This is a genomic window from Vibrio palustris (genome assembly GCF_024346995.1).
In the GTDB taxonomy this organism is placed as follows: domain Bacteria; phylum Pseudomonadota; class Gammaproteobacteria; order Enterobacterales; family Vibrionaceae; genus Vibrio; species Vibrio palustris.
Window position 1 is genome coordinate 219,758 of the sequence record NZ_AP024887.1, and the last position, 12,913, is coordinate 232,670.

The 12,913-nt window shown below is 45.8% G+C and carries 6 protein-coding genes, 3 tRNA genes and 3 rRNA genes; 11 read left to right on the forward strand and 1 reads right to left on the reverse strand.

Annotated elements, in window-relative coordinates:
• Nucleotides 1-60 precede the first annotated feature (60 nt).
• The 11 genes from rho to OCU30_RS01050 all read left to right on the forward strand — a co-directional run bounded on the left by rho (nt 61) and on the right by OCU30_RS01050 (nt 11,268).
• Nucleotides 61-1,320 (forward strand): transcription termination factor Rho, encoded by a 1,260-nt coding sequence (rho, locus tag OCU30_RS01000; protein ID WP_077313728.1) that lies wholly within the window; start codon nt 61-63, stop codon nt 1,318-1,320.
• Nucleotides 1,321-1,419: 99 nt separating this feature from the next.
• The gene (locus OCU30_RS01005; RefSeq protein ID WP_077313726.1) at nt 1,420-2,406 is read left to right on the forward strand and encodes a hypothetical protein; all 987 of its coding nucleotides are present in this window, start codon (nt 1,420-1,422) and stop codon (nt 2,404-2,406) included.
• A gap of 90 nt (nt 2,407-2,496) precedes the next feature.
• Nucleotides 2,497-4,350 (forward strand): 4-hydroxy-3-polyprenylbenzoate decarboxylase, encoded by a 1,854-nt coding sequence (ubiD, locus tag OCU30_RS01010; protein ID WP_077313724.1) that lies wholly within the window; start codon nt 2,497-2,499, stop codon nt 4,348-4,350.
• A complete protein-coding gene (locus OCU30_RS01015; protein WP_077313722.1) occupies nt 4,347-4,616 on the forward strand; it encodes a 2Fe-2S iron-sulfur cluster-binding protein in 270 nt (89 codons plus the stop codon). The genes ubiD and OCU30_RS01015 overlap by 4 nt, the downstream gene beginning before the upstream one ends.
• Nucleotides 4,617-4,631: 15 nt before the next feature.
• Nucleotides 4,632-5,342, forward strand: a complete 711-nt coding sequence (gene fre / locus OCU30_RS01020) for an NAD(P)H-flavin reductase (RefSeq protein WP_077313720.1) — start codon at nt 4,632-4,634, stop codon at nt 5,340-5,342.
• A 531-nt stretch (nt 5,343-5,873) separates the two neighbouring features.
• Nucleotides 5,874-7,414 (forward strand): 16S ribosomal RNA (locus OCU30_RS01025).
• 69 nt (nt 7,415-7,483) lie between these two features.
• Nucleotides 7,484-7,560 (forward strand) — tRNA-Ile (locus OCU30_RS01030).
• Between the two features lie 44 nt (nt 7,561-7,604).
• A tRNA-Ala gene (locus OCU30_RS01035) sits at nt 7,605-7,680 on the forward strand.
• Between the two features lie 323 nt (nt 7,681-8,003).
• Nucleotides 8,004-10,897 (forward strand): 23S ribosomal RNA (locus OCU30_RS01040).
• A gap of 128 nt (nt 10,898-11,025) precedes the next feature.
• A 5S ribosomal RNA gene (rrf, locus tag OCU30_RS01045) occupies nt 11,026-11,141 on the forward strand.
• The 16S, 23S and 5S rRNA genes sit together here with 3 tRNA genes alongside, the layout of an rRNA operon.
• A gap of 50 nt (nt 11,142-11,191) precedes the next feature.
• Nucleotides 11,192-11,268 (forward strand) — tRNA-Asp (locus OCU30_RS01050).
• A gap of 293 nt (nt 11,269-11,561) precedes the next feature.
• Here the strand turns inward: OCU30_RS01050 and pssA are convergent.
• Nucleotides 11,562-12,902, reverse strand: a complete 1,341-nt coding sequence (gene pssA, locus OCU30_RS01055; protein ID WP_077315784.1) for a CDP-diacylglycerol--serine O-phosphatidyltransferase — start codon at nt 12,900-12,902, stop codon at nt 11,562-11,564.
• Between the last annotated feature and the right edge of the window lie 11 nt (nt 12,903-12,913).

Consider the following 12,913-nt stretch of genomic DNA (forward strand, 5'->3'; position numbering starts at 1 on the left):
AATCCATCTTACTTTAACTAGAAAACAGATCCTATTTTGACTAAACAAGAATCCGCCACAATGAATCTAACAGAATTGAAGAACAGACCCGTGTCTGATCTTGTGAAGCTTGGTGAAAGCCTAGGCCTTGAAAACCTAGCGCGACTAAGAAAGCAAGACATTATATTCTCCATCCTTAAAGCGCATGCGAAAAGTGGTGAAGATATATTTGGCGATGGGGTGCTGGAAATACTTCAAGACGGTTTTGGTTTCTTACGCAGTGCAGACAGCTCTTATTTGGCTGGACCGGATGACATCTACGTATCACCAAGCCAAATTCGTCGCTTTAATTTACGTACCGGTGACTCTATTGCTGGCAAAATTCGTCCGCCAAAAGAAGGTGAGCGTTACTTTGCATTGTTGAAAGTGAACACGGTTAACCGCGACAAACCTGATAACGCACGTAATAAGATCCTTTTCGAAAACTTAACGCCATTACATGCTAACGATCGTATGGTGATGGAGCGTGGTAATGGGTCGACTGAAGACATTACTGCTCGCGTGCTTGATCTTGCTTCTCCAATTGGTAAAGGCCAACGTGGTTTGATTGTTGCTCCGCCTAAAGCGGGTAAAACCATGTTGCTGCAAAACATTGCTCAGAGCATTGCCTACAATCACCCTGAATGTGAATTGATGGTATTGCTTATCGATGAGCGTCCAGAAGAAGTGACGGAGATGCAACGCCTTGTAAAAGGTGAAGTTGTGGCATCAACGTTTGATGAACCAGCCAACCGTCACGTTCAAGTTGCCGAAATGGTAATTGAAAAAGCGAAACGTTTGGTAGAACACAAGAAAGACGTTGTTATCTTATTAGACTCAATTACTCGTCTTGCTCGTGCTTACAACACAGTGGTGCCGTCATCGGGTAAAGTATTGACTGGTGGTGTGGATGCGAACGCATTACACCGTCCTAAGCGCTTCTTTGGTGCTGCTCGTAATGTCGAAGAAGGCGGTAGTTTGACGATTATTGCTACGGCGCTTGTTGATACCGGTTCTAAAATGGACGAGGTTATCTACGAAGAGTTTAAAGGTACAGGTAACATGGAGTTACACCTGAACCGTAAAATTGCTGAAAAGCGTGTATTCCCGGCGATTGATTTCAACCGTTCTGGTACTCGTCGTGAAGAGCTTCTTACGAAGACTGACGAACTACAGAAAATGTGGATTTTACGTAAGATTGTTCACCCAATGGGTGAGACAGATGCAATGGAATTCTTGATTGATAAATTGGCTATGACCAAAACCAATAATGAATTCTTTGACGCAATGCGTCGACAGTAAGACAGAAAAACAAAAACACCACCTTTGAGGTGGTGTTTTTATTTGCAATCCATATAAGAATGATTTCATGTTTTATAAAGGGATTGCACTGGAGGGTTTATGCGACAAGGAATGTTGTACACGCTTCTATTATTAGTCGGTATCTTTACCAGCTCAACTTGGGCGGTGGATATCTCTAATCAAGCGCGTCAGAAAGTTTTGAACGATCAGACACTGCATCACAAAGTGGATGAGCTGTATCAGTTAGCTCTCGAAAACCAGATCAACGTTTTGGATTTCTCGATGGAACGTTTAGCATTACCGCAGCAGGAAGCGGCTCGCTATTTATTGTTTCGTCGTTTTGAGCAAAGTGGCATTGTCTTGTCAGCCTCGCTCTACGGATTTGTGCAAAAACAAAACCGTCATTCTCCTACTTACCAAATTACCGAGCATGGTGAGGGTTACGAGTTTTCTGTACCGGCTTTCAATTACCCTACGATTGGATTTAGGCTGATGAATCGTTGGGCACAAGATCAGAAAACGGTCGACTTTATTCTCCATGCTGAGCTGCATGAATTGAATTTAAAGCAATGGTTGTCAGGCCCAGACGCCGATGAACACGAGCAATTATTGCTACGTGAATTTGATCACTTATCTACTTCAGCGATTGAGTTTCTTACCAAACAATTGACCTCAACCAATGTGACGAGTTGGTTACCTTCCTCTCATGTAATGGTTAAATTGGCACGTGTTACACGCGACCCTAAAATGTATAAACTCTTATGGTTGATGCGCTCAGATAGTGTCATTGAGGATGAATTAAAACGTTTAGCTAAACGCCGCGATCAGTTTGCTGCTTCGCAACTCATGTTGGCTTCGCGTAATCCAAAACTAACCGCCGATGCGATTGAAGCGTTAGTACAAATTCATCCTATGCAAGATAAGGTGCAAGAATTTCTCGTTAAACGGTTATCGAATAGGGATGAGGCTTCTTTAACGGCTCAAGCATTAGTGAATCATGGACATCGTAATTGGTTAGAAGACATCATGCGCTCACATCGGCAAGTTAAAACGCGGCTAATCATGCAAACCTTGAGCGCGCTGTGAAAGAGATCGCGAGTCGTCGGTAAGAAAACCCCTCACGAATGAACATGCTTTTGTTATACTGCCGCTATCTTCACCAGCCAGAAAATATTTATGAGCATTAAAGATTTACCTGATTTTTTGCACTACCTCGAAGAGCATGGGTTACTAAAACGTATTGCTCATCCGATCGATCCTCGTTATGAAATGACGGAAATCAGCGATCGCACACTTCGAGCTGGTGGACCCGCCTTATTGTTTGAAAATCCGATTGGCTATGATATGCCTGTCCTGACTAACCTTTTTGGTACCGCTGAGCGTGTGGCAATTGGTATGGGGCGGCATTCGGTTAAAGAGTTACGCGATGTTGGTAAGTTGCTGGCTTTTTTGAAAGAGCCTGAGCCACCAAAAGGATTTAAAGAAGCGTTACGTACACTGCCTATGTTTAAACAAGTGTTAAACATGCCGGTAAAAAAAGTACGTAAAGCGCCTTGTCAGCAGGTAGTGTTACAAGGAGAAGATGTCGATTTAGATGCTATCCCGGTGATGAGCTGCTGGGCAGAAGATGCAGCCCCGTTACTGACATGGGGGTTAACTATCACGAAAGGCCCTACCAAAAAACGTCAAAATATTGGTATCTATCGCCAGCAAAAACTAAGTAAAAATAAAGTGATTATGCGCTGGCTTGCACACCGTGGTGGGGCGTTAGATTTTCAAGATTGGCATAATGAGCATCCCAATCAGCCCTTCCCTGTTTCAGTCGCATTTGGTGCGGATCCCGCGACCATTCTTGCGGCTGTCACGCCCATTCCAGATAGTTTATCCGAGTATGCTTTTGCTGGTTTATTACGTGGTCACCGTTCCGAAGTCGTTAAATCAATCAGTAATGACTTAGAAGTACCAGCTAGTGCAGAAATTGTATTAGAAGGATACATTGATCCGAATGAATTTGCGGATGAAGGACCTTATGGCGATCATACCGGTTACTACAATGAAGTGGAAACGCATCGCGTATTCACAGTGACACATATTACGATGCGGCAAAATCCAATTTATCACAGTACTTACACTGGCCGTCCTCCCGATGAGCCTGCCATTTTAGGTGTGGCATTAAATGAAGTGTTTGTGCCTATCTTACAAAAGCAGTTTTCTGAGATCTCGGACTTTTACCTACCTCCAGAAGGGTGTTCTTATCGCCTAGCTGTGGTAAGCATGAAAAAGCAATATCCTGGGCATGCTAAGCGTGTGATGATGGGAGTATGGTCTTTCTTGCGTCAGTTTATGTACACTAAGTATGTATTGGTGGTCGATGAAGGTGTCGATATTCGTAATTGGGATGAAGTGATTAAAGCTTTAACTCGTCATATGGTGCCTGCATCCGATGTGTTATTAATTGATAATACCCCGATCGACTCGCTGGACTTTGTTTCACCTGTGGTTGGCCTCGGAGCTAAGATGGGATTCGATGCGACGACTAAGTGGGATGTTGAACTGCAACATATTCATGAAGTGGCGCCAGAGACGAGTTACCAAGCAGTTGCACAATGCTTACAAGCGTTACAAAATGCTCACCCAGCGATTAAAGATGTTTATATTCCAGAGTCTGCATCCGGTCAGTTCATTATTGTTTATATGAACAAGCAGAAAGCGGGGCAGTCTCGTCAACTCTTACACACAATATTAGCGTCATTAGTTAATAACGCGTACGCAAAGTTCGTTGTATTATGTGATGGTGATGTCGATATTCGTGACTGGAATGACATTATCTGGGCGGTAACCACGCGAATTGATCCTGCTCGCGATACTCTTCGTCACTCAGCGAATCAACAGCAAGGTTCAATATTAGGATTAGACGCGACGAATAAATCCGGTGATGAAATTACGCGCGAGTGGGGGAGCCCTATTCAAAAAGATTCTAAATTAGTCGCAAAGATCGATGAAATTTGGGACGACTTAGATATCCTATGATACATACTGTTCAAATAGTGCCAGGTGACGTTCAGTTTGAAGTCACTTCAGGGCAAACAATACTTTCGGCGGTAATGAGTCAAAACATTGCGTGGCCAAACCGTTGTCGAGTCGGAGCATGCGGAGCATGCTTAGGTAAAATATTACAAGGTGACGTCAGTTATGATCTTGAGCCAGTTCTATCTGAGCGTGAACGTTTAGAAGGATGGGTTTTTGCCTGTTTGGCGACACCACAAAGCGATATAGTCCTTACTCTTGAAGGGTAAGCGTAGAGGATAGTCATGATTGTACAATGTAAAGTGAAGTCAATTGAGCCGTTAGCAAGTCATACTTATCAGATTTTGCTGCAACCACAAGATGCCGTTGACTTTAAAGCGGGTCAATATTTGATGGTCGTGATGGGGCTTAAGGATAAGCGTCCGTTCTCTATTGCCAACGCACCTAGCCAGGCAAATGGTTTATTAGAACTGCATATTGGTGCTGCAGAGCATAATGCTTATGCCGGTGAGGTGATTGATGCAATGCGTAGTGCACTTGCCAATGACTCATTGATTGAAGTGGATGCCGCACATGGTGATGCATGGGTCAAAGACAGTGAGCGACCATTACTATTAATTGCTGGTGGAACTGGGTTTAGTTATGTCCGTTCAATTCTTGATGAGTGCCTAGCACAAGCTTGGCAGCAAGAGATCCATTTCTATTGGGGAGCAAAAGATAAAGAGCAGCTTTATGTGATGGATGAATTGACCGATATTGCTAAGCAGTATGCCAATGTGACGTTTGTACCTGTATTGGAACAAGCAGATGATAACTGGCAAGGAAAAACAGGTAATGTCTTGCAAGCGGTTCATCAAGATTTTGAATCATTAGCAGATTACGACATCTATTTAGCGGGACGTTTCGAAATGGCGGGCGCTGCACGTACTCAGTTTGTAGAAAATAAGCAGGCATTAGTGGAAAGAATGTTTGCTGATGCTTACGCATTCATTTAATTAATCTCTTTGTATTTGGCGGAAAAGAGCCGAAATAGCTGTCTTTTTCGCCACTTTGTCTTCTTTGTATGCGAATAAGTGTTTTTTTTCAATTTTTTGTAAAAACTGCTTGCGTGGTTAAGCATAATCTCTATAATGCCCAACCACTGACACGGCAGACGCCACAAGGCTTCAGCCAAGGTCGATGAGGATAAGACATCCTAAAAAAGAAAATTGAAAAAGTGTTTGACTCTCTCAATTAAATCTTTAGAATGCACCTCCGCTTTGAAAGAAAAACTTCTTTTAAAGCAACGTTCTTTAACAATTTAAACCTATCAATCTGTGTGGGCACTCGTTGATGATAATCAATAGTTTCTTCGGAAACAAAATTGGTTTCAATGAACTGAGTGACCAATCGAGATTAACTTCGGTTAGTCTTGGCACAGTCAATTCATTATCATTCTGTTGGAATGATAATAGCTTTAAGATTACATGTTTGTTTTTAAACAAATATTAGTTTTGAAGTCAGTATTCATTGAGCCGAAAAAACTTTAATTGAAGAGTTTGATCATGGCTCAGATTGAACGCTGGCGGCAGGCCTAACACATGCAAGTCGAGCGGTAACATTTCTAGCTTGCTAGAAGATGACGAGCGGCGGACGGGTGAGTAATGCCTGGGAAATTGCCTTGATGTGGGGGATAACCATTGGAAACGATGGCTAATACCGCATAATGCCTTCGGGCCAAAGAGGGGGACCTTCGGGCCTCTCGCGTCAAGATATGCCCAGGTGAGATTAGCTTGTTGGTGAGGTAAGAGCTCACCAAGGCGACGATCTCTAGCTGGTCTGAGAGGATGATCAGCCACATTGGGACTGAGACACGGCCCAAACTCCTACGGGAGGCAGCAGTGGGGAATATTGCACAATGGGCGCAAGCCTGATGCAGCCATGCCGCGTGTATGAAGAAGGCCTTCGGGTTGTAAAGTACTTTCAGCAGTGAGGAAGGGGTAACGTTGAATAGACGTTATTCTTGACGTTAGCTGCAGAAGAAGCACCGGCTAACTCCGTGCCAGCAGCCGCGGTAATACGGAGGGTGCGAGCGTTAATCGGAATTACTGGGCGTAAAGCGCATGCAGGTGGTCTGTTAAGTCAGATGTGAAAGCCCGAGGCTTAACCTCGGAATTGCATTTGAAACTGGCAGGCTAGAGTACTGTAGAGGGGGGTAGAATTTCAGGTGTAGCGGTGAAATGCGTAGAGATCTGAAGGAATACCAGTGGCGAAGGCGGCCCCCTGGACAGATACTGACACTCAGATGCGAAAGCGTGGGGAGCAAACAGGATTAGATACCCTGGTAGTCCACGCCGTAAACGATGTCTACTTGAAGGTTGTGGCCTTGAGCCGTGGCTTTCGGAGCTAACGCGTTAAGTAGACCGCCTGGGGAGTACGGTCGCAAGATTAAAACTCAAATGAATTGACGGGGGCCCGCACAAGCGGTGGAGCATGTGGTTTAATTCGATGCAACGCGAAGAACCTTACCTACTCTTGACATCCAGAGAACTTTCCAGAGATGGATTGGTGCCTTCGGGAACTCTGAGACAGGTGCTGCATGGCTGTCGTCAGCTCGTGTTGTGAAATGTTGGGTTAAGTCCCGTAACGAGCGCAACCCTTATCCTTGATTGCCAGCACGTAATGGTGGGAACTTCAGGGAGACTGCCGGTGATAAACCGGAGGAAGGTGGGGACGACGTCAAGTCATCATGGCCCTTACGAGTAGGGCTACACACGTGCTACAATGGCGCATACAGAGGGTTGCCAACTTGCGAAAGTGAGCGAATCCCAAAAAGTGCGTCGTAGTCCGGATTGGAGTCTGCAACTCGACTCCATGAAGTCGGAATCGCTAGTAATCGTGAATCAGAATGTCACGGTGAATACGTTCCCGGGCCTTGTACACACCGCCCGTCACACCATGGGAGTGGGCTGCAAAAGAAGCAGGTAGTTTAACCTTCGGGGGGACGCTTGCCACTTTGTGGTTCATGACTGGGGTGAAGTCGTAACAAGGTAGCGCTAGGGGAACCTGGCGCTGGATCACCTCCTTAATACGAATGATTATTGCGATGAGTGTTCACACAGATTGATATGGTTTAGAAAGTTAAGAGCACCTTAGTGGGTCTGTAGCTCAGCTGGTTAGAGCGCTCGCCTGATAAGCGGGAGGTCGGTGGTTCAAGTCCACTCAGACCCACCAATTTCTGCTTCATGCGTTTGTTTGAAAATGAAATTGACCAAGATGGGGCTATAGCTCAGCTGGGAGAGCGCCTGCCTTGCACGCAGGAGGTCTGCGGTTCGATCCCGCATAGCTCCACCATCTTTAAGCACATTGGTGTGCAGTGTTCTTAAAAATGGTGTCTTTGTAAAAAGATACACATTGCTCTTTAACAATTTGGAAAGCTGACAAAATAATCGTATTTAGCGATAAATATGAATTATTTGTAAAAGTTCTCAATGTTTGTTGTATCAATTGATATGAACAAACACCAAACACATTCAAGTGTTCTTGGAAAATCATGCTCTTTTAATAGAGTGTGTATTCAAAATTGAGTCCGGCAATATCGAGTCTGCAACATGTATAAAAATGCAGACAAACCTTGGTGACTTTGTTCATCAATCCAAAACTTTTTTGGGTTGTATGGTTAAGTGACTAAGCGTACACGGTGGATGCCTTGGCAGTCAGAGGCGATGAAGGACGTATTAACTTGCGATAAGCGTAGATGAGGCAGTAAAAGCCACTCGAGTCTACGATTTCCGAATGGGGAAACCCAACTGCATAAGCAGTTATCGTTGCGTGAATACATAGCGTAACGAGGCGAACCGGGAGAACTGAAACATCTAAGTACCCCGAGGAAAAGAAATCAACCGAGATTCTGGAAGTAGCGGCGAGCGAAACCGGATTAGCCCTTAAGCTTTTTATGCGTCAGGTGAAGTGTCTGGAAAGGCACGCGATACAGGGTGATAGCCCCGTAACCGGCAACGTATTTAAGGTGAAATCGAGTAAGGCGGGACACGTGATATCCTGTCTGAATATGGGGGGACCATCCTCCAAGGCTAAATACTCCTGACTGACCGATAGTGAACCAGTACCGTGAGGGAAAGGCGAAAAGAACCCCTGTGAGGGGAGTGAAATAGAACCTGAAACCGTGTACGTACAAGCAGTAGGAGCCTCCTTTGTGGGGTGACTGCGTACCTTTTGTATAATGGGTCAGCGACTTATATTCAGTGGCAAGGTTAACCGTTTAGGGGAGCCGTAGCGAAAGCGAGTCTTAACTGGGCGCACAGTCTCTGGATATAGACCCGAAACCGAGTGATCTAGCCATGGGCAGGTTGAAGATTGAGTAACATCAATTGGAGGACCGAACCGACTAATGTTGAAAAATTAGCGGATGACTTGTGGCTAGGGGTGAAAGGCCAATCAAACTCGGAGATAGCTGGTTCTCCCCGAAAGCTATTTAGGTAGCGCCTCGGACGAATACTACTGGGGGTAGAGCACTGTTAAGACTAGGGGGTCATCCCGACTTACCAACTCTTTGCAAACTCCGAATACCAGTAAGTACTATCCGGGAGACACACGGCGGGTGCTAACGTCCGTCGTGGAGAGGGAAACAACCCAGACCGCCAGCTAAGGTCCCAAATTATTACTAAGTGGGAAACGATGTGGGAAGGCTCAGACAGCTAGGATGTTGGCTTAGAAGCAGCCATCATTTAAAGAAAGCGTAATAGCTCACTAGTCGAGTCGGCCTGCGCGGAAGATGTAACGGGGCTAAGTAATAAACCGAAGCTGCGGCAATATTCCTTTTGGAATGTTGGGTAGGGGAGCGTTCTGTAAGCCGTTGAAGGTGGATTGAGAAGTCTGCTGGAGGTATCAGAAGTGCGAATGCTGACATGAGTAACGATAATGGGGGTGAAAAACCCCCACGCCGGAAGACCAAGGGTTCCTGTCCAACGTTAATCGGGGCAGGGTAAGTCGACCCCTAAGGCGAGGCTGAAAAGCGTAGTCGATGGGAAACGGGTTAATATTCCCGTACTTCTTACAATTGCGATGGGGGGACGGAGAAGGCTAGGTGGGCCTGGCGATGGTTGTCCAGGTTCAAGTGCGTAGGCTGAGTATTTAGGTAAATCCGGATACTCATTAGGTCGAGACACGACGTCGAGCACCCAAGGGTGTGAAGTCATTGATGCCATGCTTCCAGGAAAAGCCTCTAAGCTTCAGATTGTAAGGAATCGTACCCCAAACCGACACAGGTGGTCGGGTAGAGAATACCAAGGCGCTTGAGAGAACTCGGGTGAAGGAACTAGGCAAAATGGTACCGTAACTTCGGGAGAAGGTACGCTCTATATAGGTGAAAAGACTTGCTCTTGGAGCCGAAAAGAGTCGCAGATACCAGGTGGCTGCAACTGTTTATTAAAAACACAGCACTGTGCAAAATCGTAAGATGACGTATACGGTGTGACGCCTGCCCGGTGCCGGAAGGTTAATTGATGGGGTTAGACTTCGGTCGACGCTCTTGATCGAAGCCCCGGTAAACGGCGGCCGTAACTATAACGGTCCTAAGGTAGCGAAATTCCTTGTCGGGTAAGTTCCGACCTGCACGAATGGCGTAATGATGGCCACGCTGTCTCCACCCGAGACTCAGTGAAATTGAAATCGCTGTGAAGATGCAGTGTACCCGCGGCTAGACGGAAAGACCCCGTGAACCTTTACTACAGCTTGGCACTGAACATTGAACCTACATGTGTAGGATAGGTGGGAGGCTTTGATATGCAGACGCTAGTTTGCATGGAGCCGTCCTTGAAATACCACCCTTGTAGTTTTGATGTTCTAACTTGGTTCCCTTATCGGGAATGAGGACAGTGCCTGGTGGGTAGTTTGACTGGGGCGGTCTCCTCCCAAAGAGTAACGGAGGAGCACGAAGGTGGGCTAATCACGGTTGGACATCGTGAGGTTAGTGCAATGGCATAAGCCCGCTTAACTGCGAGAATGACAATTCGAGCAGGTGCGAAAGCAGGTCATAGTGATCCGGTGGTTCTGAATGGAAGGGCCATCGCTCAACGGATAAAAGGTACTCCGGGGATAACAGGCTGATACCGCCCAAGAGTTCATATCGACGGCGGTGTTTGGCACCTCGATGTCGGCTCATCACATCCTGGGGCTGAAGTCGGTCCCAAGGGTATGGCTGTTCGCCATTTAAAGTGGTACGCGAGCTGGGTTTAGAACGTCGTGAGACAGTTCGGTCCCTATCTGCCGTGGGCGTTGGAGAATTGAAAGGGGCTGCTCCTAGTACGAGAGGACCGGAGTGGACGAACCTCTGGTGTTCGGGTTGTGTCGCCAGACGCATTGCCCGGTAGCTAAGTTCGGGATCGATAACCGCTGAAAGCATCTAAGCGGGAAGCGAGCCTTGAGATGAGTTCTCCCTGGCGCTTTAAGCGTCCTAAAGGGTTGTTCGAGACTAGAACGTTGATAGGCAGGGTGTGTAAGCGTTGTGAGGCGTTGAGCTAACCTGTACTAATCGCCCGTGAGGCTTAACCATACAACACCAAAAAGGTTTTGTAACGGACTCAATATGAGTACTTGAGTGTGTGAGAACGGCTTTTATAGCCACAAAAACAGCTTTCCAGATTATTGTTATGGCCTTTGGGCGATAACAGAAAGAATTTGCTTGGCGACCATAGCATTTTGGACCCACCTGATCCCATGCCGAACTCAGAAGTGAAACGAAATAGCGCCGATGGTAGTGTGGGGTTTCCCCATGTGAGAGTAGGTCATCGCCAGGCTTGAATTTAGACATAGTGCTGCGTGCAGCGTTATGGAAAAACCAGTTTGCGGAGCGGTAGTTCAGCTGGTTAGAATACCGGCCTGTCACGCCGGGGGTCGCGGGTTCGAATCCCGTCCGTTCCGCCATTAAGTTTTAAAGCCTCGTTCTTGCGAACGAGGCTTTTTTTCGTCTATAACTTTTCTATCTTATACCGTTAGCACACATTTTTTATTAAATGACATCTAAATACTAACGAGCTTGCTTTGTTACCTGTGATATTCCCTTTATGTTCACTGTCCAGTCAACGGTATTAGGCTGATACCGCATGTTTAGTCGGCGCTGAGAGTCATCAAGATCTATGCATGACTTATGGGTTACTATAAAAAAGCCCTGCTCTTGCGAGCAGGGCTTTGTCGTTTTGCTTTTAAGCGAAGACGGATTACAGAATCTGTTTGAGCACGCGATCTGCTCTGACACGAGTAATCTTACGCACTAGGCGTTGTACTGGTAACGGATAGTCTTCAAGTTTCTCAATTTGTTTGTACGTACAAATCAACTGAGTATGTTGAAGAATATTATCTTTTTCTGCGGTAAATTGTTCGACCAAGTGTTGGTGTTCATCTTTGATTAACAGACCATTTTCTAGGTCGAGTTTCCAAGCTCGTGGGTTAATGTTATTGCCAGTTAGCAGCATATAGCGCTTATCTACCCACATGCCTTTGAGGTGGAAGCTATTATCGTCATGTTTCCATAAATGAATGGACAGTTGGCGGCTGGCTATATTCGACTCATTCATTTTGGCAAAGCGACGTAAATTAATCTCGTAGAGATAAGGCAGTCCACCTATCGTCTTGAAAGGCTGTTCTGGGCTGATATAAAAATCGTTTGCAGTCTTATCACCAATCACAATATCAACTTTCACACCACGACGAATCGCTTTTTTTACTTCTTTTGCGACCCCTTTGGGGAAGTTAAAGTAAGGTGTACAGATAAATATCTCTTCTTTCGCCTGTGCGATCATTTGAATGATCGTTTGGTTTAAGAAATTACGACGCTTACCAATACCAACAAGTGGAGTGACCCCAATTTGTGACTCACTGGCTTCTTGTGGTTCAAAGGAGTAATAAGATTGGCCGAGGGATGTTCGGAATTGACGAATATCCAGTTTAATATCTTTGGTTTTAGGTTTGTCTTCTTTCGTTAAATCATGGACGGCTGGGTGAGCAATCATGTCTTCTGTGATGAAGCGTACCATTGAATCAGCGAGTTGCTCACTTTCAATAATATGATAACGATCAAAGCGGTAACGATCTTGCTTATGTAGATAGACATTGTTGATGCTAGCGCCACTATACAGCACCGTATCATCGATAATGAATCCTTTCAGGTGTAGAACACCAAAGACCTCTCTGCCACGGACAGGAACACCGTACGTAGGAATACTATGGGAGTATTTATTGGCGAATTCTGCATACATCGCCGAATTGCCTTGAGTCGCACCTGCACCAAGGCGACCACGTTGGGCTCGATGCCAATCCACACAAATCTGAATATCTAGACCAGGGTTACGCTGCTTTGCCTCATATATTTCTGTCAGAATCTCACGACCCGCTTCATCATCTTCCAAATACAAAGCGACGATATAAATACGCTGAGTCGCATTGCGTATCAACTCAATAAGATTTGCGCGATAGTCTTTTGCGGACAAAAGAACTTGGAAATTCTCTGGAGATAGCGCGATCGCTGGAAGCTTTTTGACAGGATGTCTACGAGCAATCATAGGGATGCTTT